General features: G+C 71.8%; 22 protein-coding genes. 3 read left to right on the top strand and 19 right to left on the bottom strand.

The genetic code is table 11. The features are described 5' to 3' along the window. Positions 1-128 precede the first annotated feature (128 nt). The 3 genes from J421_RS33015 to J421_RS23050 are packed head-to-tail and all read left to right on the top strand — an operon-like array spanning position 129 to position 1256. Positions 129-299, top strand: coding sequence for a hypothetical protein (locus J421_RS33015; RefSeq protein ID WP_158508881.1), 171 nt, complete (start codon positions 129-131; stop codon positions 297-299). A 53-nt stretch (positions 300-352) separates the two neighbouring features. Next, positions 353-784, top strand: coding sequence for a BrnT family toxin (locus J421_RS34515; RefSeq protein WP_312845248.1), 432 nt, complete (start codon positions 353-355; stop codon positions 782-784). A gap of 37 nt (positions 785-821) precedes the next feature. Then, a complete protein-coding gene (locus J421_RS23050) occupies positions 822-1256 on the top strand; it encodes a BrnA antitoxin family protein (RefSeq protein WP_025413535.1) in 435 nt (144 codons plus the stop codon). On the opposite strand, the gene J421_RS23055 is transcribed toward J421_RS23050, so the two are convergent. From J421_RS23055 to J421_RS23145, 19 genes are all read right to left on the bottom strand, one after another. Next, complete coding sequence (locus J421_RS23055) at positions 1257-1595, bottom strand: hypothetical protein (RefSeq protein ID WP_025413536.1); 339 nt, start codon at positions 1593-1595, stop codon at positions 1257-1259. Between the two features lie 66 nt (positions 1596-1661). Continuing rightward, positions 1662-4844 carry a hypothetical protein gene (locus tag J421_RS23060; protein WP_025413537.1) on the bottom strand — a complete coding sequence of 1061 codons (3183 nt, stop codon included), beginning with the start codon at positions 4842-4844 and terminating at the stop codon, positions 1662-1664. A 76-nt stretch (positions 4845-4920) separates the two neighbouring features. Then, entirely contained in the window at positions 4921-5328 is a 408-nt protein-coding gene (locus J421_RS23065; RefSeq protein WP_025413538.1) for a hypothetical protein, read from the bottom strand. Between the two features lie 46 nt (positions 5329-5374). Continuing rightward, positions 5375-7072: a hypothetical protein gene (locus J421_RS23070; protein WP_025413539.1), complete on the bottom strand. Its 1698-nt coding sequence runs from the start codon at positions 7070-7072 to the stop codon at positions 5375-5377. Between the two features lie 57 nt (positions 7073-7129). After that, the gene (locus J421_RS23075; protein ID WP_148306499.1) at positions 7130-7414 is read right to left on the bottom strand and encodes a hypothetical protein; all 285 of its coding nucleotides are present in this window, start codon (positions 7412-7414) and stop codon (positions 7130-7132) included. Continuing rightward, entirely contained in the window at positions 7407-8009 is a 603-nt protein-coding gene (locus J421_RS23080) for a TIGR02594 family protein (RefSeq protein WP_104023210.1), read from the bottom strand. Before J421_RS23080 ends, J421_RS23075 begins: the two co-directional genes overlap by 8 nt. Continuing rightward, entirely contained in the window at positions 8009-8416 is a 408-nt protein-coding gene (locus tag J421_RS23085; protein WP_148306500.1) for a DUF1353 domain-containing protein, read from the bottom strand. The genes J421_RS23080 and J421_RS23085 overlap by 1 nt, the downstream gene beginning before the upstream one ends. Positions 8417-8421: 5 nt before the next feature. Then, on the bottom strand, positions 8422-8934 hold the full coding sequence (locus tag J421_RS23090; RefSeq protein WP_025413543.1) for a hypothetical protein: 513 nt from the start codon (positions 8932-8934) through the stop codon (positions 8422-8424). Positions 8935-9006: 72 nt separating this feature from the next. After that, positions 9007-13788 carry a hypothetical protein gene (locus J421_RS23095; RefSeq protein WP_025413544.1) on the bottom strand — a complete coding sequence of 1594 codons (4782 nt, stop codon included), beginning with the start codon at positions 13786-13788 and terminating at the stop codon, positions 9007-9009. Positions 13789-13792: 4 nt separating this feature from the next. Then, positions 13793-16858 carry a hypothetical protein gene (locus J421_RS23100; RefSeq protein WP_025413545.1) on the bottom strand — a complete coding sequence of 1022 codons (3066 nt, stop codon included), beginning with the start codon at positions 16856-16858 and terminating at the stop codon, positions 13793-13795. Further along, on the bottom strand, positions 16855-17199 hold the full coding sequence (locus J421_RS34805; protein ID WP_425485855.1) for a phage tail assembly chaperone: 345 nt from the start codon (positions 17197-17199) through the stop codon (positions 16855-16857). The genes J421_RS23100 and J421_RS34805 overlap by 4 nt, the downstream gene beginning before the upstream one ends. Positions 17200-17231: 32 nt before the next feature. Beyond that, positions 17232-17741 (bottom strand): hypothetical protein, encoded by a 510-nt coding sequence (locus J421_RS23110; protein WP_025413547.1) that lies wholly within the window; start codon positions 17739-17741, stop codon positions 17232-17234. A 158-nt stretch (positions 17742-17899) separates the two neighbouring features. Beyond that, positions 17900-19390 (bottom strand): phage tail tube protein, encoded by a 1491-nt coding sequence (locus J421_RS23115; protein WP_025413548.1) that lies wholly within the window; start codon positions 19388-19390, stop codon positions 17900-17902. A 50-nt stretch (positions 19391-19440) separates the two neighbouring features. Further along, entirely contained in the window at positions 19441-19914 is a 474-nt protein-coding gene (locus J421_RS23120; RefSeq protein ID WP_025413549.1) for a DUF4128 domain-containing protein, read from the bottom strand. After that, a complete protein-coding gene (locus J421_RS23125; protein ID WP_025413550.1) occupies positions 19911-20432 on the bottom strand; it encodes a hypothetical protein in 522 nt (173 codons plus the stop codon). The genes J421_RS23120 and J421_RS23125 overlap by 4 nt, the downstream gene beginning before the upstream one ends. Then, positions 20429-20782 (bottom strand): hypothetical protein, encoded by a 354-nt coding sequence (locus tag J421_RS23130; RefSeq protein ID WP_025413551.1) that lies wholly within the window; start codon positions 20780-20782, stop codon positions 20429-20431. Before J421_RS23130 ends, J421_RS23125 begins: the two co-directional genes overlap by 4 nt. Positions 20783-20795: 13 nt before the next feature. Beyond that, positions 20796-21326: a DnaT-like ssDNA-binding protein gene (locus tag J421_RS33020; protein ID WP_025413552.1), complete on the bottom strand. Its 531-nt coding sequence runs from the start codon at positions 21324-21326 to the stop codon at positions 20796-20798. Positions 21327-21329: 3 nt separating this feature from the next. Then, positions 21330-21671, bottom strand: coding sequence for a hypothetical protein (locus J421_RS23140; protein ID WP_025413553.1), 342 nt, complete (start codon positions 21669-21671; stop codon positions 21330-21332). A 3-nt stretch (positions 21672-21674) separates the two neighbouring features. Continuing rightward, on the bottom strand, positions 21675-22733 hold the full coding sequence (locus J421_RS23145; RefSeq protein WP_025413554.1) for a major capsid protein: 1059 nt from the start codon (positions 22731-22733) through the stop codon (positions 21675-21677). Positions 22734-23079: the final 346 nt, after the last annotated feature.

Here is a 23079-nt window from a genome sequence, read left to right on the forward strand (position 1 = left end):
TCGTCGCGGTGTGACGAACGGGGCCCAGCTCTCGGAATACCGCAGCGGTCTCGCGGCGACGCGCGTAGGTGGGGGGCGGTCGATCTTCCTGACGACGCGCGCCGTTGTCGAGCAGCCGGAGGGACGGGATGGGCGCGTGGCTCAGCGCGATCGCGGAATGGCTCGAGGACGTCGTCATCTACGCGCTCGTCGTGGTCGCGGCGATTCCCACCTACCTGCTGACGATGCGTCGGCGCCGGAGCCGGCCGGAGGACGAGGACGACGAGCCGCGGCCGCCGCGGCGTCCCCCACCGCGATGACGCACGTGTGACGCACGAACGCGAGATTGGGCGCCCCCAACCCGGAGGCGCCCATGTCGCATCTCACCGATCGCGAGCTCGCCGAGCTGCTCGCGGCGATCGCGGGCGACGAGCCGCTGAGCCGCGCCGAGCTGCGTGGCCTCGCGCTCGAGGTGATGCGGCTGCGTCGCACCCTTGCGGAGTGTATATACACGACGTATATTCACCCCATGACGACGCGCTTCGAGTGGGACGACGCCAAGGCCTCGGCCAACCTCGTGAAGCACGGGATCGATTTCGCCGACGCGGTGCTTGCGTTCGCCGATCCGCAGTTCGTGAGCGTGGAGACCACAAAGCCGGAGCACGGCGAGCGTCGGTGGCTCGGATTCGGTCGCGTGGACGGCCGGCTGCTCGCGGTGGCGTACACGATCCGCAGCGACGCGACCCGGATCATCTCGGCGCGCAAAGCCATTCGCCGCGAGCAGCGCAAGTACGGCGCGCAGTGACTACCGCACGACCGCAGTGACTACAGCCCTGGTAACGATGCCTCGTAACGATAAGACGCCCGGCCGCGGCCGGGGGAAGCCGCGCGCGGGCCGCGCGGCGCAGACGGGCGGCGCGAAGGCGCCGGCGCCCACGAAGACGACCAGCATGACGCTCGAGGAGGTGCGCGCGCGCGCCGCGCTGCCGCCTAACGCGCCCGGCGCGCGCGGGCGTACGGACTGGGCCCGCGTCGACGCGATGACGGACGACGATGTCGAGCGGCAGATCGCCGAGGATCCGGATGCGCCGCCGCTACTCGACGACGCCTCGTGGGCGGCGGCGGTGGCAGAGCGAGATCGGAAGCAGGCGATCTCGCTCCGCGTCGACGCCGACGTCCTCGCGTGGTTCCGCGCGCAGGGCGCGGGCTACCAGTCGCGCATGAACGCCGTCCTGCGCACGTACATGCACCACCAGCAGCGCGCAACCGGCGGCTGACTAGGCGACCGCCTCGAGCGGCGGCTCGTCGTAGACGAGGCGCGCCCACCACTTCTGGACCCGCGGGGTGCCGTCGGCGGCGGTGACGCTCATCGTCACGCGGACGGGCGTGCCCTCGGCCGGCGCGGTGATCGATGGGACGAGCACCTGGGCGGCGCCGGTGCCGTCGGTCACGCCGCTGGCCGAGGCGAGCGGCGCCCCGCTGGCGTCGGCCACCGTGACCGTGACCGTGGCGCCCACGGCCGCCCCCTGGGTCCGGTTGTCGATCACGTCGTACTCCTCGAGCTGCGCGCTGCCGAGCGGCCACGTGTGGGGGATGATCGCGGGAGCCTGAGACATGGGAGGGGGAGCGAGAGGAGGACCGAGGCGTCAGCGCCGCGATCAGCGCCGCGATCAGCGCCGCGGTCAGCGCTGCGAGCGGCGGATGACATCGAGGACGGGCGCGCTGCGCGCGGCGAAGCGAAGCGGGGTGCTGAACGGGATCACGAGAATGGCGGTACCGCGCCCGGTGATGGCGGGGCGCGCCGCGAGCGAGCCGCCGCCCGATACGCGGACCGCGCCGACGCCGGCTACGCGCGCCACGCCGGCCACGCCGGCCAACGCACCACTACCCGAGACGGCGACTGCGCCGGCGCCGGCGAGGCGCACGTTGGAGACGAGCGTTCCGCCCCCCGTGGAGGTCGGCGCCCCCGCGACAGTGCCGCTGCCGGCGATCTTGGGGCTCGTCGTCACCACGCCGCCCCAGCTCGTCGCGCCAAGCACCTGGGGGTGCGCGTCGAACCAGTCCTTCGCGAAGTTGCCGAGCTTCGGGGCGGCCGACGAGTTGTAGTGCTGCACCGTCCCGTCGAAGTAGGTCGTATCGACGCACGCGTGGCCCGGCGCCTGGCGATCGATCTGCAGGAACGGGATGCCGTTCTCCCGCATCGCCTCGAAGTCGAGCAGGCCGGCCACGCCGGGCAGCGTGAGGAACGTCGTGCGCAGCCAGTCGTTCCACAGCTTCACGTTCACGCCCGTCTGATTGAGCGTGCCCGTTCCTGAGGGGCTGTAGAGGAGGTTGTAGTCGATCGAGGTCTGCCCGATCACCCGGAAGCCGAGCGCCACCGCCTTGGCAACGAACGCCGTAAACAGCGTCGTGACGGTGGGGATGTCGCCGGCTTGGTTGTAGAGGCTCGTGATCGGACTCAGGACGAATCCGGTCAGCAGGAGGTGCGGCCCGCCGCGGCGCGTATCGAGCTCCAGCGCCACGCGATGGTCCCACGTCGTATCGAAGTCGAGGAACCCGGCGCCGTTGTGCGCCGCCGACACCTTGTTGGGGTCCGTCTCCAGCCCGAGCGCGGCGAACGTCCCCGCGCCGCTGTTGCGATTCGCGCACGTCGAGAACCACCACCCGCTGCCGTTCGCGCCTGCCGTGTCGCCCACGTCGTCGACCGGCGCCGTGGTGCCGAACCCGCGGTCGTTGCTCGCGCCGATGTTGATGAACGTGCCCTTCTTGGAGAGGTCCGGCGCGGCGCCGAATTGCGCGGTCGCGAAGTCCTCGAAGGCGCTATCGAGCGCGCGGCTGCGCGTGGCCGAGCAGACGCCGACCCACAGGAGCGTCATGTCGGCGTAGGTCGTGCCCCAGCGCCCGAGCGCGAGCGCGAGCGACGCACTCGGCGCCACGGGGAGCCGGTGGCGCTTCACGCCCTGGCGGCCGCGCACGTGCAGCTGGTAGACGTGCGGCCCGCCCAGCGACGTGCTCACGTTCTGCTCGCGCCCCGCGATGATCGCGCGCGGCGTCGCGCCGGCCGCACTCACGCTGTCGAGCGTCACGAGGTTCGTCGTGCCCGCCGACCCGGCGTTCGCCTGCAGCCCGTAGTTGCCGCCTGCCGTCGTGGTGAGGTTGCAGTACGGCAGCGAGGTCGTGAGCGTCGGGTCGGGCGAGAGCGAGACGAGGTGCGCGCCGCTCGACGGCGACTTCACCACGGCGAAGATGTGCAGCGCGCTCGTCGCCGCGAGGTTGATCGCCGCGTCCACCGCCGCGATCATGTGGTCCTGGCGCGCCGCGCTGAACACGATCCCGTTGGCGGTCCACAGCGGCTGAGTTCCCGCCGTCGCCTGCGCGAGCGTGTTGAGGAACCCGCCGCCCGCGCCGCGCACGTCGTCCCACGCGGAGACGCGATCGGTGCCGTCCTTCGTCACGTTCTCCCGGCTGTCGGCGACGGCGAGCCACACCGCGTCGCCACCGGTCGCCGCGATGAACGCGTCGTTGTCGTAGCGCGCGGCCGTGTGGACGATGATCGTGCGGCTCGCCGTGCCCGTGGCGCCGAGCGAGTCCGTCGCGGTCAGCGTGATCGTGTGCGTCCCGACCGAGAGGGTGGGCGCGATACTCGTGCCGGTGCCTAACGCGCCGTCGATCGAGGAAGTCCACGCGAGGGAGGCGCCGGTCAGCGTGCCGTCCTCGGCGTCGGTGCCCGTGCCGGTGATCGTCACCGCGCTCCCCGCCCGCACGATGGTCCCCGAAGCCGGCGACGTGATCGCCGCCGTCGGACTGCTGTTGCCGCCGTCCGGCGTGTAAGCACCGACCGAGTAGAACGCGCCGTCAGTGAAGTTCCGCCGCACCGCTCGGCGCTCGTCGGTCGAGCGCGCCGTCTTGTAGATGCGCACCTCGCGCAACCGGACAGCGGAGCCCAGGATCTGCGTGCGCGTCGTGCCGTTGATGCGCCGCACGCCGATCGAGATGTCCTGCGGCGCCGCCGAAATGCTGCCGCTCGTGGTGCCCGTCGTGACGGTGCCGTTCACGTCGAGGATGCGGCGCGCCGTCGTGACGGCGTTGAGCAGGTCGAACACCGCGGCGCCGTAGTTCACGCCGACCGCGAGCTGGCTGTTCGCACCCGTGACGGCGTTTGTCAGGTTCTGCGACCGCATGGCGTCGGTCGGCCGCACCTGGAGCTCGTAGGGAATCTCGTTCGCCGCGAACCCGCCGAGGTCCACGAGCGAGTAGGTCATCCCCGTGCTGATCGACGCCGTCGTCTCGAAGATCGCCTCGAGCGTGAGGACGTTCTTATCCGGCACCACGTCGGTCGAGCCGTCGTACTCGCCATAGCTCGCGCCGTCGCCCGCCCACTGGCCGTCGCCGCCCGAGTCGAGGCTCGCCGTGCCGGTGCCGGTGACCGTGAGGTTGCGACCGCCCGGCGACGAGTCGAGGCCGGCCCAGGTGCTGCCGTCCCGCATGTGGCAAACGAACGCGTAGACGCTCGAATCCCACGCCGCGCTGCTGCTGTAGTCCGTCGCCTGCCCCGCATCGCCGATCGCGACGACGAACGTCTGGGCCGTCGTCTTCGACACCGTGACGCCCGCGACGTAGAGCACCACCTCGCCGGCGACCGGGTCGAAGCGCGTGCGCTCGAACGTGAGCTGCGTGCTGAACACCCCGCCCGAGACGCTCGCGTACGGCACGATGTCGCGCCCATCGGCGCGGCAGAGCCCTCCGTTCGCCACGCTCGCGAGCTGCGCCGCCGAAAGGCGAACGCAGACCGTGAACGCGGTCACGTCGGCGGTGAGGCTCGCGTCGGCGGGGATGGTGACGGTGAAGTGGCCGGCGAATGCCATTACGAGAGAGCTCGAAGAGGAGGGAGAGCGTTAGGCCGCGCGTTAGGCGCGTGCGTTCGGCAGACAGCGCGCGCGATCAGGTGAGGTTGAGCGTCGAGATCGTGACGTTCTGGCCGACCGTGATGCTGGTGTTATCCAGCTCGATGTCGCCGCCGCCGGCGGTCAGCGTGATCGTGCCCTCGATCCGGTGCTGCGTTCCCACGGCGGCGCCGGTGTCGCCTGTCGCCTTGATGCGGAAGTGCCCCGCCGTGCCGGCCGCCACCGCGGCGGTCGTCGCCAGCGCGGCGTTGAGCGCCTTGACCGCGCCCGACGCGGCGGCCCACAGGTCGGCCGGCAGGGTGATCGAGACGAGGAGCGTGCCGGACGGCACCGCGCCCGGCCCCGGCGGCGCGCCCGTGCGGATCTCGAGCGTGCCGCCGTTGAACGTGGCGTCGATGCTGTCGAGCATCGTGTTCTTTGTGACCGTGTTGAAGACGGTAGCCATCGGAAGGGAGGGCGAGAGGTCGAGGAGGGGAGGGGTGCGTTAGGCGCTAGCGCGGCGCCTGCGCGATCGTGTTGAAGAGGTGCCAGAAGGCCTCGTCGAAGGCCTTGCCGCCGCGGAGCCACCAGTCGCGCGGCGTCTTCGCCGCGAGCCCCTCGAGCAGCGTGCGCACGCTCGGCGTGCGCTGGGCGTTCGAGGGCTGGCCGGTGGTCGCGGCCAGCCACGTCGCCGGCGCGAGCAGGAACGCGTTGAGGCCCGGCTCCGGGTTCGGCCGCGCGGGCGTCGTCGCGCCCTCGTCGGTGCCGCGGAGCGAGTGGTACTGGAACGAGCGCGTCAGCGGGTCGTACTCGCGCGCCCACAGGTCGTCGACGGCGCGCTGCACCGCGGCGAGGATCCGCGGGTCGGGACTCACCTCGTCGTAGTACCGCGTGAGCGCCTGGAGCAGCATGCCGACCATGTAGTTCGACTGGCCGCCCGAGTCCGCGCTCCAGGTGCTCGCGGAGTAGTACCGGCCGCCGAACTGCCCGTCCTTCCGCTGCGACGCGAGCAGGTTGCTCACCATCGCCGGCAGCGAGTCGGGCGTGAGGTACCGCCCGTAGTACACGAGGCTGGCGCCGGCGATCGTGTAGTAGCGCGCCGCGTCGGCGGGCTGCGCGAGCATCTCGAGGCGCGCGGCGTCGAGCGCCGCGGCGAGCGCGCGGGCGCGCATCCGGTCGTCGCCGTACGTGCCGCCCATCCAGCCGCTCATGCCCTTCCGCGTCATCCACGCCTGGATCTCGGCGGTCTTGCGCAGCTGGTAGCGCGTGCGGTCCGAGCCCGTCGCCCAGTAGTGAAGCGGCATGGACTCCGTCATCGTCCACCACGCGGGCGAGCCGCTGTTGACGGCGATGTACCGCGTGAGGTAGTCGTCCACCATCGCGGTCGCGTGGTACCAGAGCGTCGCGTCGCCCGTACGGAGCCACGCCTGGTACGCGATGTAGGCACGGTCGTAGCCGGCGGTGCGCCCGCAGTCCCACTTCGGACCGCAGCGCACCCACTCGGCCGCCTCGAGGCGGCGGTAGTCGCTCTCGAACTGGCGCACGATCGCGCTCGTGTCGCTGCCGGCGACGCTGAGCGGCCCGCCCCAGCTCGACGCGATGAGGTACCGCGGATCGGTCGGCAGCGCGGCGGCCGCCGGCACGGGCGAGGTGACCGCGACGCCGGGCCGCGGCAGCGCCGCGGTGTCGTACGGCGTGCCGATCACGAGCTGCGCGTCGACGGGCGCCCCGTCGGCGAGCGAATCGCTGAACTGCACGAGGACCGCGCGGAGCGAGCCGTCGGGGTGCCGGCCGAAGAGCGCGGTGAAGCTCGCCGCGCGCTCGACGCCGGCGACGACCACGTGCATGCTGTCGAGCGTCGCCGCGGTGGCGAGGCCGCGCACCAGCGGGATCCCGTTCGTGATCGTGAGCCGACCCGCGCCGCCATCGAACCGCTGCAGCGCGAGCGGCACCACGCGTAGTGTGTCGGTCATCGTGTCGCACCGCACGACGCGCGTCGTGTCGATGCGGAGCGTGGTCGTCGTGTCGACCCGCCGCACGTGCACGACGCGCGGCACGACGGAATCGAGGCTGCTCGAGGCGGGCTGCGCGCCCGCGTGCATCGCAACGGTTGCGACGCAGAGGAGGACCAGCATGCCGAGCGACCCGAGCAGCGTCAGGGCCTTGGCGACAGCGAGGAGCGCGCGGTGCGCTCGGTAGGACAACGACATCGGAGGGAGGGGAAGGAAGGAGGGTATTCGTCGCGAATCGCGCCTATAACACAGGCGTTATGTCGACTCGGCGCACCGGGGAGCGGTGAAGCCGATCTCGCGCGGCCGCGCTGGCGAACGCCGGCCGCCGTAGTCGAGGTCGTCCACGAACGGGACCGCGTGACCGCCGTGCACCGTGTCGACGCGCGGGCGTAGCTCCTCGTGCTCGTCGAGCGCCGCGCGCGCTTCGGCGACGAGCTCACGTCGGACGCGGACGCGGTCCTTCCACGCGCACTCGCGCTCGAGGCGGAACGCGCCGACGTCGACGATGACCATGACGCGGGGGGCGGGGGCGTTAGGCATGGCCGTCCGCCTGCGCGACCGCCACCATGTCACATGCGCGCGGCATCCGGACGCAGCGCACGCGGTACGCGGCGCGTGAGAAGCGCGACACCTTCACCTGGTCGGACTGGTTCCCGCCGAGGCACTCGACGTACTCCGGCGTGGCCTTGAGCAGGAACGCGACGTGATTGCCGGTCGGGCTGCCGGTCGCCGGATCCGGCGCCGCGTTCTTCCTGCAGAGCACCACGATCGCGCCGCGCTGCTCCTCGGTGAGGGCGACGCGGCCATACCGGAGCCAGCTCACCGCGGCCGCGCTCTTCGTGCGCTGGTAGCCCGCTTCGCGCATCACCCAGTTCACGAAGCTCGAGCACCAGGGGACCTCGTCGTGCGTGATCGTCAGCTCGACGGTCTTCCCGTACTCGAGGATCCGCGGGTTGTCCTGCCCGGGACCGGTGCCCGCGATCTCGTGCTGCCCGAGCTCCCGCGCGGCGATGTGCAGCCACGCGGGGTCGGTGCGGAACAGGGGGAACGGCGTCTGCGCCGGCTGCTGCGTCTGGAGCTGCGTCTGGAGCTGCGTCGCGATCGGCGTCGGCATCGGCATCGAGGTGGGAGACATCAGAGGGTCCTCCAGTGCGGGGCGCCGAAGTCGCGCACCGCGAGATGCGCCGCCTCGGCGATCACGGGGGCGACGCCGACGTCGATCATCAGGTCGAGGAAGAGGTCATCCGCCTCCGCGCGGCTGTACCGGATGCGCGGGTCGCTCGGCACGACGCCGCCGGCGCCGTACAGCACGTCGTGCGGCAGCGCGGGCACGTCACCGATGTCATCGCGCGAGATGACCGACTGGCAGAGGTGCGGGATGGACGGCCCATCGAAGCGGACGCCGGCCGCGATCTTCCACACGCGCCCGTGCCGGCCGTCGTGCACCCACACGTCGTTGCGGAGGTCCACGAGCTTGCCCGTGCCGATCTCCTCGAACAGCGGCGCCGGCGCGATGAACGCGCGGGGATCCGTGAGGCGCATCGACGTCACTGCGGGGGGAGGGTAGCGGCGGGGATGAACAGCGCAGCGAGGAGCGCGTGCTCGAGCGGCGAGGGCGCGAACGGGGCCAGCGGCGGCACGCCGTCGGCGACCGCCAGCGCGATCGACGCGACGGCCGCGCTCGTGCGCTGCGGCCCGTGGAGGAGCGGCCAGCGGCGCCCCTGGCCCAGGACGGCGCACGGCACGCCGCGGTCGGTCGCCTCGTCGCTGCCTAACCGGCGGCACTCGATGCGGCCGAGCGTCGTCAGCGCCTCGGTGATGGACACGCGGTCCTCGATCGAGAGTGAGTCGCGCACGACGCCGACGCGCTGCTCGTGCTCGATGGCGGCGAAGCGGCTCCCGGGCGACTGCACCTGCGCGCCGACGAACGCGAGCAGGCCGATCGCGGCGGGCATCCACTCACGCGCGTGCTTCAGCAGCGCGAGCGGCGCGAGCGGCGTCGGACGGTTCGTATCGGGGGACTGGCCGTCGCTGGCGCGGCGGCCGTGGAGGGCAGACATGAGAGGCGGGGCATGAAGGCGGGAGAGACTGCGGAGGAGGCGGGCAGGGGAGCGCGTGGGGAGCGCGCGGGCCTAACTGTTCGTGATCCACTGCAGCGTGAGCCGCAGCTTGTCGCCCGATGCCCAGGTGAAGGGCACGAGCTGGCCGACCTGGCCGTTCGAGGCGTAGACCTCGGCGCGCGGCGGCGAGACGACGGTCATCTCGGCGGTGACCGGCGTGTGCGTGTTCGCGCTCGAGTCGTACGCGCGGCCGTTGCCGGGGAGCGGCGTGTCGGCCGTGTGGTAGTTCACCGACGCCGGCAGGTCGAAGCGCCACGTGCCGGTGCCGTACGTGGTGGTGCTGCCGGCCGTGAGCTCGATCACCGCGATGACGTGCTGGCCGCGGCGCCAGAGCTTCCCGGTGAGCGTGCCGTTGCCGAGCGACGGCGCGGTGCCGCTCGCGCCCCACGTCGGCGTGAAGCTCTGCTCGGCCTCGCTGACGTTGAGGTTCGCGCTGCGGACGTTCCTGAGCGTCTTCGTGCGGCCGAACGTGAAGTTCGTGAGGTTGACCTGGCCCTCGGTCTCGATGTCGTCGAGCACGAGGCCGTCGTACCCGGCGACGAACGGCACGCCGTCGGCCGCGATCACCACCTCGCCCGGGTCGGAGAGCACCGAGAGGCGGCCGACCTTCACGTTGTGCGCGAAGTCGCCGCTCCAGCTGTAGAGCGCGTCGGCGAAGAGGTCGAACGCCGTGTTCGTCAGCGCCGTGCCGGCAACGACGCTGCCGCGCACCGCCACGTTGATGATCGAGTGGCCGCGCCCCGTGGTGTCCGGGTTGTCGAGCTTATCGCGCTTCCGGAACATGAACACGCGCCGCGTGATCGGCGTGGTGGTCGTGTTCTCGGCGACGATCTCGATGTCGATGTCCTTGAGCGTGGCGGGGCCGGCGACGGACACGCCGGAGACGTCCGGGTACTGCGTCACGTCGCAGCACACGAGGCACTGGTTCGTTCCCTGGTCCTGCCCGCCCGCGTAGCGGCCTTTCGTGTGGTAGCGGAGCTTGATGTTCTGGCACGCGCTGAAGCGACCCGTGTAGCCCTTCGCGATGATCACGACATCGTCGAACGGCCCGCCGTGTTCCGAGTACATCTCGACGTCGTGGTCGCGGACGCTCGTCGGGAAGTAGCTGCGACCGCAGTTGATCGTGCGGATGTTGCGCGCCACGTAGTCGTCGCCCGAGTGCTGGAACGACTGCGGGTAGTAGACGGTCGTGAACTCCGCGTTGGTCATGCGGATGTTGCGCGCCCGGTACTGGAAGTCCGGCCACTCACCGCGCACCTGGAGCCCGAAGCGCCCGCCGGTCTGCTCCACGTCGCCGATCCGGATGCGGCGCGAGTCGCCGCTCACCGTGATGAGGCTGATCCCGTAGTCGCTCGCCGCGTTCCCGCCCGAGGTCGTGATCGTCGCGTTGTCCTGCGTGGCGCGGAGCCCGCGCACGGAGAACCCGGCGACGTTGAACAGGTAGACGAGGTTGATCTGGTTCGCCGCCGCGGTGGCGTCGCCAACCGAGAACGTCGCGCCGTTTGCCTCGAGGCGCTGGTCGACCGCGTTCGTGAAGTCGAGGAGGATCGATGTGCCGTAGGTCGTCCAGCTCCCCGTCGGGAACACGCGGTAGATCGCGCCGGGGCGCAGCTCCAACGTCGTCCCCTTGAGCGCGCCGCAGATCTGACTCGCGCGGATGATGAGCGCGGTGTCGTCCGTGAGGTTGTCGCCCTTCACGCCGTAGTGCTCGAGGTGCCACCGGCGCGGCGGCTTCTGGAAGATCGGCGCGCAGAAACCGCCGGCGCTCAGGTCGAACACCTGGCGGAAGTCCGGCAGCGTCGGCGCCTCCTGGAACGTCATGGTGACGCCGGAGTCGAACTTGATCACCGCGCCGGGCGCGAACACACAGCCCTTGACCGTCGTCGCGTTCGAGATGCGGTAGGTGCCGGCGGACACCGAGATGCCGCCGTAGATGAGCGCCTCAGGCGACGCGACCGCGAGCGCGAAGTACGGCGAGTCGTCGTGCACGCCGTCGGCGAAGGCGCCGAACGAGCGCGGGTCATTCGGCGCGAGGCCGGTGTTGCCGCCCCCGCCGCCGGCGCCGCCGCTCTTGCCGCTCGCGTTCGCCGTCACGACGACGCTCGCGCCGCCGCCCGTCGACTCGGTGGCGAGAGTGGCCGTGAGGGTCGACACCTTCCGTGCGAGCGTGAGCGTCGTCTCGCGCGGATCGGAGCGGTTCATCCGCATGCGCACCACGCGCAGCGACGCGTTGACGAGTCCCAAGCGCGGCAGGTTCGCCGTCACCATCTGCCCGAGCTGCACGTCGGTGTTCGCCGTGCCCTTCTCGCGGTAGATGTCGCGGATCCCGGCCTCGTACGAGCTCGCGTTGGCGAGCGGGTTCGAGCGCTCGGGCAGCACGTCGACGACCGAGGCCCACAGGTCGTTGGAGCCCGAGAAGTCGCAGACGACCGAGGGCGCCTCACTCGTGAAGTGGAACGCGAAGCCGCCGACGCGCACGGCCTGCGGCGGGTCGGACGCGACGGCGACGACGGCCACGAGGTCGCGGCAGTCGGCGGGGATCGTGACGCCGGCGAGCGTCGCGGTGACCCACGCGCCGACGCCTAACGCCTCCCCGCTGAACGTCCGCGTCTCGAGCGTGGTGAGTGCCGTCGTCACGCCGCGGCGCCAGGTCGCGTCGTATACGGTGATCGTGAGCGCGACAGTCGCCGGGTCGACGCCGGAGTCGATCTTGTAGTCGAGGATGACGGAGCACTCCGTCTGCTCGTCGCGCCGCCAGCGGTGGACGAGCGGCGCCTGCAGCTGGGCGTCCTCGAGGAGCATACAGCCCTGCGCGTAGAGGCTGTCGCTCGTGTCCTTCGTGACTGACCCAGAGAGGAGCGCCCACCCGGTGGGCAGCGAGCCGCTCCACGTGGCGAAGTGGCCGCTCTGCCCCGTCTCGTTCCGGTAGCCCCACACGCCGCTCTGGGTGAGCGAGCCGGCCTTCACCCCGAAGCCGAGCGTCGTCTCCGCATTCGGGTCGTTGAGCGCGACGACGTGGCGCGAGGGGCTGGGCAGGCGGTCGAACACGATCCGGTCCCCGCTGAGCAGGCCGGTCGCGGAGTCGAAAGTGATGGTGTTCGTGCCGCTGTTGAACGCGTCGACGCGCGGGAACGCCGACTGGCGGCGGTACGTGCGCACCTGCACCACCGCATCGCTGACCCACAGCCCATTCGCCGTGGTGTTGACGGGGATCGCGGCGCCGGTGTAGAAGTCGGCGAGCTGGAACTCGGTGCGGCCGGCGTTGATCGCGGTGATGACGCCGACCGTCACCGTCTGGTGCCCCACCGTCGGGTTCTCGAACGTGACGATGTCGCCCACCGCGGGCGTGCCGGGGAGAACCCGGTACGTGATGCCCCACGTGCTCGTGCTCGAGTTCCACAGGTGCCGCTCGAAGCGGTACGGCGTGGCGGCAGCGCCGCCGGCGTCGAGGACCGTGTAGTCGCCGACGTTGTCGCTCTCGTCCGGGTCGTTGGTGTAGGTGGAGGTACCGATCTGGCGCCACACCTCGCAGCGGAGGTCGAGGATGTCGGTCGTCGCCTTGAGCGCGGCGGCCAGCGACGCCGCGTGGGCGGCGTACTTGTAGATGTAGGTCGTGTCGAACGTGACGACCGAGGTGAGCCCCGACGGCGTCCCGAGCTGGAGCCCGAACGGGTTGACGCCGTCGCCGCCGGGCAGCGTCGTGCGGAGCGAGGCGTCGAACGTGGTGTCGCTCGCCGCGAGCTCCACGATCTCGAACAGCTCGCCGGTCGTCGCGCCCGCCGTGAGCGTGCCTAACGCGGTGCTGCTCGTCGCCGACGTCACGGTGAACGTCGACGTGAGCACGCCCGAGGCCTTCCCGCTCGTCGACGTCTGGATCTGGTAGCACCGGCCGGTGAGGAGGCGGCGCAGGTACTTCCCGACGTGCTGCCCGTCCGACATCGCCGCCCACGTCTGCCCCTGCGGGTCCACGAGCGTGAGGTCGGACCCCGAGCGCGCGGAGAGGCGGAATGCGTTCTGATCGAGCGACGTGGCGTTCTCGCCGATCGCGACGACGCGTGTGACCTGCTCGGCCACGTCGTAGGCGCGCCGGAGGTTCGTGAGCGGGACCTGCGTGCCGGTGGCGTCCGAGGTGATCGTGCGCGCCGGCGCGGTACTCCCGATCTCGACCGGGGCGTTGAGGTCGTACTGGGTCGTGCCGTTGCGCACGAGCTGCGGCTCGCAGCTGTAGGCGCCGCTGAAGGTGTTGCGGATGACCTGCAGCGCGTTCTCGCCGTTCCACTCCCAGTCGAACAGCTGCGCGGGGTAGCCGACCGTGCCCGCGGCGATGTAGCCGTACCCCTGCTGCGTGAGGAACGGCCCCAGGATCGTGGCGCAGAACGTCGCCCAGGTGGCCTGGTCGAGCCGCCCCGAGAGCTGCGGCGTCGCGAGCGACACGTCGTAGAGCGGCCCCGCATCGGCGAGGTCGAGGAGAAGCGACGACGCAACGATCTGCACCGTCCCGAACTCGCCGTCGTCCTCGCGCTCCTCGCTGTGGAGGCGCCACTCCTCGATGACCGTGACGCCGTCGGCGCCGCGCGAGTACTCCACGCGCAGGATGCGCCGCGGCTGGAGGTACGGGACGATCGGGTCGGTCGACGGAACCGTCAGCTCGAGCTGATCCTCGCCGTTCAGCGTGTACTCCGCGAAGATCCCGAGCTCGTCGGGCGCGAGCGAGAGACAGCCGGCGAGCTTCGCGCCCCCCTGGCACTGGAGGCCCGACCACACCTCCACCTTGGTGATCAGATCCTTCGCCATCGGATCAGTTCACCGTGGTGCGGCCGCCGGCGCGCTCCTGGAAGCGCAGGCGGCCGTTGAGGCGACGATCGAGCTTGTCGACGATCTGGTCGGCGTCGCGGCCCGTGCCGCGATCGGCCTTCACCACGACGGTGAGCGTGCCGGTCCAGCCGCCGGTGAAGCCCTCGAAAAACTTCAGCGCGCCGGTGTTGTCGGCGATGCGGGACAGGTACGCGTTCGCGGTGCGCGCGAGCCCGTTCGACTCGTTCGCCTGCGACACCGAGAACCCCGTGAAGGCCGAGGCGACCGAATCCTTCACGGTGTCGGTGTGCTTGACGCTCAGGCCTCCGGCCGCCTGGAAGCCGGCGAGCCCCGCGTTGCCGCCGAGCTTCTTCGCGGCGTCGCGCAGGTTCAGCAGGGTGCTCGCAGTGTCGCGGAGATCGTTGAGCGTGTCCTGGTCGGCCTGTCCGAGCCGCGCGGGGTCGAGCGCTTCCTTGAGCCACGCGTCGATGGCAGCCGTGAGGCTCGCCGGGTCGGCGGTGTTCGTCCCGTCGAGCGCGTGCGCGGCGTTGCCGTTGAGCATCGCCAGCGCGGCCTGCTGCTGGAGCCCGAGCGTGGGGTCGATGCCTAACGCGCCGTTGCGCTGCGCGAGCAGGTCGAGGCGCGACGACGCCAGCGAGGCCTCGGCCTGCGCCGCGCGCTTCGCCGCATCGGCCGCCTTCTGCGTGGCGGCGGCCTGCGCCTCCAGCGCGTTCGTGTAGATGATCTCGGCCTGCGTCATCGCGTCGGCGCCGCCTTTGATCGCCTCCTCGAGCGCCCGCTGGACGGTGAGCTGGTCGCGCATCGCGTCCGCTTCCGCGGTGCGGCCCTGCGCGACGAGCTGCCGGACCTTCAGGTCCTCCCGGCTCGTCCGGTTGTACGCCTCGAGGCTGGCGACGCGCTCGCGCTCCGCGTCGGCGGCCTGCTTGTCGCGCGTCGCGTTCGCCGCGGCATCGGCGCCGCGCTGGAACTCGCGCGCCCGCTCGTCCTCGTAGGCCTGCTCCCTGGCCGCCGCGGCCGCTTCGGCCGCCGCCTTCTCGCGCGCCGCGTCGCGCGCCGCCTGCGTCGCGAGCACGCTATCGCGCACGTCCTCGCCATACTGCTTGATCGCGTCGTTCAGCTCCTTCGTGTTCGCGATCTGCCGCTCGATGGCGTCGGCTTCGTCGCCGAGTCCGCCTAGCCGCAGCTGCTCGGCGCGCTGCTGCTCGAAGAAGTCGAACTTCGACTGGGCGAACTCCAACGCGTTGCGCTGGAGGCCCGCCGCCTCCGCGCTCGTGACCTGGGCCTGCTTCGCGGCGATGAGGCTCGCGTTGTCGCGGAACGCCGAGCCCTTGTAGGCGTCCGCGGCGTCCTGCCGGAGCTTGTCCGCGGTCGCGTGAATCGCCGCCTGCGCGTCGTCGAGCGCCGTGCCGGTGCCGCGCATCGCGCGGTCGAACGACGCGAAGCTGGCGACGTAGGCCTGCTGCGCGCGCACCATTGCCTCGGCGACTTCCTGCGCCTTCTTGTGCGCGCCCGCGAGCCCGGCGATCGCGCCGATGGCGCCGCCGATGATCGCGCCGGGGACCCCGCCGACGCTTCCGCCGGCGAGCGCGCCACCGACCGCGCCGCCAACGAACCCCTGCGCACTGTTCCCCGTCGCCGTCCCGATGCTGTAGCCGACGAAGCCACCGGCGAGCGCCGCGCCGCCGAACTTGCCGACGTCCGACTTGCTCGCCTTCGACAGCGCCCGCTGCAGCGCGTCGCCCACGAGCTGCTCGCCGAGCTGCGCGATGGACGACCAGAACGCCTCGCCGCCGAGCGTGCCGGACTCGAGGCCGCGGAGCACGCCCTGCGCGACCGCGTCGGCGAGGCCATTCGCGACGCGGCGATAGAACGGCCCGCCCGCGAGCTCGTCCAGCGTCTGGTCGAACGACTGCAGGAGCGCCGTCGACATGATGCCGAGCGCCTGCTGCGCGTCCTCGTTGATCGACGCCTCGAACGCGCGGCGCTGCTTCCCAACCTCGGCGAGGTCGGCGGCGATCGACTTGTCGAGCGACGGATCCGAGAGCGCCACAGCCGCGCGCCGCCGGTCGGCGGCCTGCGCGCGCTCCTCCTGGTCGGCGATGCGCTTCAGCCCCGCGTCGTAGCGCTCGATCGTCTTCGCGATCTCGTCGAGCTCCTTCTTGTGCGCCTTGTACTCGCCGGTGAGGCTCTTCGCCGTCACCACGACCGGGCCCAGCCCGCGCTCCGCGAACTCCTGCCCGTTGCGTGGATCGAAGAGCGCGGCGAACAGCTTGTTCACCTCGTCGACCTTCGGCGCGATCTTCGAGCGATCGAGCTCGTCGATCTGCTTCGTGAGCGCGTCGATGCGCGGGTTCGCCTGCACGGCCGAGCCGGCGCCGAAGCTGCCTGCCGGGGCGTTCTTCAGTGCGTCGAGGAGCTGCTGGCGCTCGTTGAACAGCCGCGCGCGCTCCTCGCGCAGTGCGGTGAGGCCGTCCTGGCCGCCCGCGGCGCGGGTGCCTAACGTCGCCTCGCGGTACTTCTTCTCCAGTGCCTCGAACGATCCCGAGTTCACGAGGTCGTCGATCGACTTCTGGATCTTCTCCGCCGCTTCCTTGGACGCCTTGCCGGCGCGATCGGCCGCGCCGCTGTACGCGTCCCACGCGCGCGCCATCACGGTGACGCCGACGAGGACGCCCGCCGTGCCGGCGGCGCCGAGCCCCATGAACGGGGCGAGATTGGCGAATAGGGTGCCGAACGACTGCGAGACGCCGAGCGACGAGGCCGCGAGGCCGTTGAAGGAGTAGACCAGCGACTGCGCCGTCGACGCGGCTCCCCGCTGCCCCTGCTCCACGTCGTTGATCACCCGCCGGTACGTGACGGCCGGCGGCGCGACACGGCGCGCCGATTCAGCGAGCCGGTCGGTCGCGTTGGCGGCCTGCCCGATCCCGGCGGCCGCGCTCTGCGCCCCGCTCTGGATGTCGGAGAACGCGCGAACGACGCGGTCCCGCCCCTCCTCAGCGGGGCGGGAATCGATCGCGAACGCGACGGTGGGCGACGCGCCAGCGCTCACGGCCGGGTACTCCGATCGGACGGCCCGTTAGGCGCCACATCCGGCGTCTCCCGCGCGATGCGCTCGTACGCGATCGACAGATACGTGCTGTCGAGTCGTTGCAGGAGGTCCAAGGCGTCCTCGCGGTCGTCGGGGTCGTCGGAAGGCCAGCAGGCGCGGAGGTAGGCGAGCGCCTCGCTGACGGGGATGGGCTGCGGGAGCGGCGGGCCGAAGCCGCCGGCGGTGCGCTGGCGCGCGCGATGGAGGGTCTGGAACGCGCGCCAGTACGGGACGGCGGCGTCGAGGAGGTGGGGGGGACCGGTGACGTGCTCGGCGCGGATCTCCGCGATGTCGTCGGGAATCGCGTGTCCGGCCTCGCGCGCGGCTTCGGCGACTAGATCGGCGACACGGCTGCGGCGCTCGACGCGCTCGCCTCCTCCGCCGACGTGCCAGCGGAGGTACTCGCAGAGTTTCCCGACAGGAGCTCCAGCGCGGCCGCGCGGAACGTCTCGGCGTTCACCGAGGCGGCCCACACGTCGTTCTTGAGCTCCACGAGCGCGGGGTGGCCGAGCACCGCGCGGACGTTCTCGGGCGTGCACGGCAGCGTGTTGCCCTCGAGGTCCACGACGCCGCGCCAGTTGCTGACGACGGCGCTCAGCACCTCGAGCTGATCGGCGTCCTGCGTCTCGATCGGCAGCACGCCGCTCGCGGCCTTCAGGATCGCCGGGCGGTTGCGCGTGTTGATGGCCTGGACGACCTCACGGACGGCGCGGCTCGACTGCGCGCGGACGCACATCTCGACGCCGGCGTCGAACGACACCCACGCGCCATCGGTGGCGGCCTTGGGGTCGATCGCGTAGCGCTTCCACATCGCCGGCTTCGTGCTGCTCTGCTTCGTGCTCATGGGTAGTGCTCCCGGTAGGGGTAGGGACCGCGACGCGTGGTGCCGCGGGAAGAGAAGGGGTGGCGCTGCCGTCGCCGGCACGCTCCCGAGGCCTGCCGGGGGACAGGGCACTCGGGCCGACGACGACAGCGCCTAACAGCGTTGGGCAGGTACAGCCGTTACAGGCCGATCCCCTCGAGGATGGACTGGCTGAACGCGTAGCCGAGCGAGGCGTGCTTGTACGCCTGGAAGCCCAGCTCCACGGTGATGTCCTGGTCGCCGGCCGGCGCGCCGGTCGTGTACTTCACGGCGGGCAGGTCGAGCACCGTCCCGTGGTCCGTGTTCGGCTCGCGCATCGGGAACGCGAGGTTCGTCGGCGTCTGGCCCATCACCTTGGCGAGCAGCGTGCTGTCGCCGAGGTAGGCCGTGATGGAGCCGGTGACGTTGCACTTGCCCGGGTTCACGCCGATGATGCCGTTCGCCGTCGCCAGCGCGGGCAGCTCGCGCAGCCCGTTGTCGAGGTTGATCTTCGCGGCGAGCACGTAGTTCGGCCCCGCGAGCGGGATCGCGCTCCCGCCCTCCACGATCATCCCGATGTTGGCCAGCGTGTTGTAGGGCGTGTTGCCGAGGCCGAGCGTCGACGTCGTGGCCTTCTGTTCGGCCACGTTCAGCGCGTAGGTCGCGAACGTGAGGCCGCTGTAGCTCACCTTCGCGATCGACTTCGCGCTGAGGTCGTAGCTCACCGCGCCCATCACGCCGTCCGAGAACAGCTCGTGGACGTTGTTGATGTCGAGGAACGAGCGCTCGAAGGCGAGCAGCACCGGCGTCACGCCGTTCGCGATGAAGTCGCCGAAGTAGATGCGGATCGAGTTCGCGGCCGCGTTGGTGTCGGCGGCCCACCCGATCGGCAGGATGTCGAACGTGAGCGACGCGTTCCCGCGGCCGGCCTTCGCGACGCGCGCCCAGCCGCCCGGGTTCGTGGCGAACTTCTTGTTCGCCGCGTCGCCGCCGACCCACACCCACGCGCCGTCGGCGGGGATGAACGAGGCGAAGTTGACGCCGGTCGCGGTGTTCAGGTTCGACGCGCCGGACTGCGTCGTCGTCGGTAGCTCGGCGCCGATGACCTTGATGCGCGCGCCGGCCGGCGGTGCGGCCTCGGCGACGCCGGCGGCGTTCGTCCACGTGACGGTCGTAGCGCCACCGTCCGCGTTCGCGAGGAACACGCCGTTGTTGGTCGCGTTGGCGAAGCCGCTGACCTGGACCAGCATCTTCGACTTCACGAAGGTGCCGCCGGAGGCGACCGTCGCCGTCTGGATGTTGGCCGCCGGCGCCGACAGCGCCGTCACCTCCGGGAGGCCGGCGTAGCCGCCACCCTTGATGAACTCCGCCGTGCGCGTGAACGACGCGAACATCGCCGACTCGAGGAGCGGGTCGTACGAGCGCGCCGAGAGCTCGCCGTTGATGCCGCCGGAGAGCGTGCGGCCCGTGAGCACCGGGTCGGACATGTTGCGGTCGCTCACGATCTCGCCCGAGGGCGTAACCTGCGGCGCGGCGCCGAGCGACTCGTCGGTGTAGCGCAGGAGGTTGAACAGGGCGGCGGCGGGCACCGTGCCCGAGACGCTCTGACGCGCAACCTTGAGCGCGATGCGATTTCTGGTGGCCTGTCCCATCGGGGGCGGGGGCGGGAGGAAGGAGGCGGGAATCCGAGGCCGTTAGGCGCTCAGATCGAGTTCGTGGTGTGCGTGCGCCAGCTCACGGTGCAGGGCGCCATGAGCCAGCCGGCAGCATCGGGGATGGCGCCGCCGCGGCTCGCGCCGGTGAGGCGGAGCACGCCGTCGGCGGCCTGCGCGTTCGGCAACGCGAGGTCGAGCCCGGGCGGGAAGGCGAGCACCACCGCGTCAGCGAGGGTGTCGCTGTCCGCGGTGCCGGTGTTCGCCGGCGTGAAGACGTCGACGAGCCAGAGCCCGACGGTCGTGAGCCGTGCGTGAGGGCCGATCGTGTCGGGGACGGTGCCGCCGACCCGCAGCGTGCCGCGGATCCACGGCCGACCGGTCGGGCGGGTGAAGCGAAGGCCCTCGGACTGCACGGCGCAGCCAGCGAGCGCGCCGAGCGTTGACGCCTGGAGCGCGGCGTCGAGGCGCGCGCCGAGCGCCGCGCGCAGTGCGGTGGTGAGCGGCGGCAGCGTCGCGCTCATGCGCGGGCTCCTCCGCGAGCGTTAGGCGTTCCGCCCTCGAGGACGCGCGCCGTCGCGCGCACCGCGTCGTCGAAGATGCGGTCGGCCTGGAGCAGCGTGAGGCGCACGAATCCTTCCGGCGCCTGGTCGCTGTGGCCGTTCTCGAGCGCCGCGATGTAGACCGCGCGGTTCCCACACCAGATGATGTCCCCGACGTGCGTCCCGGCGATCGCCGACGCGATCTCGTCGAGCGCTGCCGGGCCGATCGGCTCGGGCGTGCCGTCCTTCGGCCGCTCCGCCGTGCCGAGACCGGCTGGCGGGGCACCGAGGGAAACGACCCACATGTTGCGCGCGAAGCCGGTATCGACGGGCGTGCCCGGGAGCCCGAACTTGCCGCCGACGATCACGAGCTCCACGCACTCGCTCGCGAACTGCTGCAGCAGCGCATCGGACCAGTCGACGGTACGCCGCTTCAGATCCTCCACGGCGAGCACGAACTCGGCGGCCGGCAGGGCGGCCGTGTGACGGGGCGCGATCATCGCGCGACCTCCACGGCGTAGCAGCCCGGCTGGTCCTTCACCGCCGTGATCGTCCAGCGCACGGGATCGCCCGTGACCGGATGCGTGGTGACGAGCGTGTGTGTCGGCTCGGGGATCACTGGCAGATCCACCGTGCTGATCACCGCGCGGCCCACGACCGCGAAGCCGCCCGACGTGTCGCGCGCGCGACGCTGCCGCACGATGGCGGCCGTGCACGCGTACGCCGGCGGCCCGCTCGCGGTGACGCCGTCGGGGTTCGGCACCTCGAGCAGCGCGGCGCCGCGCGCGGGCGCGACAGCCCGCATCGCGGTGAGGAACGCGCCGGCGATGGCGGTGGTGGGGAGCGGCACGGTGCGCCTCCGCCTACGCGCGAATCACGCGCTGGCAGGCCGCGGCCGGCCGGCGGAGGCCGCGCAGCTGGCGCACCACGGTGGGCGGCAGGGCGTGCGGATTGTTCACGAGCGCCACGCGCAACCCGTCCATGTCGACGGTCGCGTTAGGCACCAGCGCCGCGTCGGCGGCCGGCGCCCAGCTCCCCTCGAGCAGGCAGCAGGCGAGCTCGCACGTCGCCTCCTGCACGCCGCGCGGCACGCTGAACGTCTGCTGCGCGTCCGCCGGGTAGAGCGGCGCGACGAGCAGCTCGCCGAGGCGGTAGACCCGCGGCCACGGGAGCGCCTGGGTGAGCGTGGCAGGCACGCCGATCCAGGACTCCTGCGTCAACCGGTCGGTCGCCGCGACGAGCGCGCGCGTGATCGCCACATCGTCGTCGGTGGGCACGCTCCCGCCCACGCCCGTCGATCCCACGCGGCGCTCGACATAGCTGTCGAACGTCGCGCGGGCGACGAACGTGTTGGCGGCAGCGCCACCCACCGTCGGATCGAGGGCGAGCGTCACGCGTTAGGCCTCGTCGGACGCCGGGGCGCTCTCGAGCGCCGCCAGCGCGGCCTGATGCTCCGGCGAGCCGGGCACCACGCGCACGAAGCCGTGCAGCGTGTCGGCCGCGGGCAGCTCGACGAGGTGCGCCGGGCAGGGGTCGAAGCCCTCCGGCACCGTGTACGTCGGCGCCTGCGCCTCGGCGGTCGCCGAGGCGCTGGTCTCGGCGCTGGCGTCGGAGCTCGTCTCGGTGCTCGTCGCCTCGGGCGCGGTGGACGCCGCACTCTCGGGCGGCGTCGCAGTCGACGCGCCTGGGGCCTGCGCCTCGGCGGTCGCCGAGGCGCTCTTCGTGGTCGGCTTGGCCATGGCTTACGCCCCGGCCAGGCGCGCGACCAGCGCCGAGCGGAAGACGCCGACGCCGTAGAGCGTCGCGATCTTCAGCTTGCTCTGGTAGTTCTGGCGCTCGATCTCGGCGCGGAACACGAGACCCGTCTGCGGATCCGTGTACGTGAAGACGTTCGCCGGGTTGAAGCCGGCGATCGTGAGCTCCTTCAGCGGCCGCGACGCGAACACCACACCGCTCTGGTGGATCACCAGGCTGTTGCTGTACGTCGTGCCCGCGCCCAGCACCGTGATCGCCTCGCCGCCGGCGAGCGCCTTCTCGAGCCCGAGGCCGACCCCGGTCGCGGTGCGCGTCAGCGCCGCGTTGATCGTGACCGTGGTGTTGCCCGCCTGCGCGACCACGACGTCCGCCGCGAGCACGTAGTTGCGCGAGTGGCCCGCGATCGAGATGACGTCGCCCGCCTTCGCGTTCCAGTTCGCGCCGGCGCCCTTCGCGATGCTGAAGGACAGCGCGCCCGCGGCGGCCGCGCCGTTCACGGTGAGCGCGCCGGCGCCGATCGCGTTCGTCACCGTGTTCGGGATGAGCTGGTCGGTGCCCAGCGCCGTGCCGTACGCGCCGTTGAGATCCCCCGTCACGAGCGGGTTGGCCGCGTCGCCGCGGCGGTCCGCCTGCGCGAAGTTCGGGACCTTGAACGCGCGCCAGTACGCGGCCGGCGTCAGGACGCCGACACGGCCGGCGACCGCGGCGCGCTGCTCGTCGAGGTGCTGGAGCGCGTCGAGGAACGGCTGCTCGTCGGTCGCGAACGGGTTCGTGCCGGGCGTGCCGATCAGGCGACCCGCGCCCACGACGGCGGCCGCGTACACGTCGCCGTTCACCTGCTCGGCGAGGTCGATGCCCATCTGCGTGACCTGCGCCGGCGTGTTGCCGGACTCGATCTCGCCGACCTCCTTGTCCGTGAGCGCCATCGAGCGCTCGTAGAACTTGTCGACCTTGAGGCCGAAGCTGTCGGTGTCGGCGGCCTGCGGCGCGGTGGGCTGGTAGCCCGGCACGACGGCCTGGGGCGCCTGGGGCTTGGCGACGCGCACGCTGATCGTGTCGCCGAGGTTCGCCGGCGCGGGGTCGAGGTCGCGCGAGACGACGCGCGTGGCGATGGCGCGCGCGCGCGCAGCTGCGTGAGGAACTGCGCCGTGACCTGCGGGAGCAGGGTGGTGATCGGCATGGGGGTCTCGGAGGGGTGGAACGGAGGGAGGGAGGGCCGAGACGCACACGCGCCCGGCACGCTGGGGAAGCGTCCGGGCGCGGAGGGAGAACACCGTTAGGCGGCTATGAGGCCGTCGCACGCGGACGCGGGTGGGAGCGCGGAGCGCGGGCACGGCCCGTCGTCGCGCATCTCACCGGAGCTGGGGTCGGGCACCGCCCGACCATGTGCGA

It is taken from the genome of Gemmatirosa kalamazoonensis, from assembly GCF_000522985.1.
Lineage (GTDB): Bacteria > Gemmatimonadota > Gemmatimonadetes > Gemmatimonadales > Gemmatimonadaceae > Gemmatirosa > Gemmatirosa kalamazoonensis.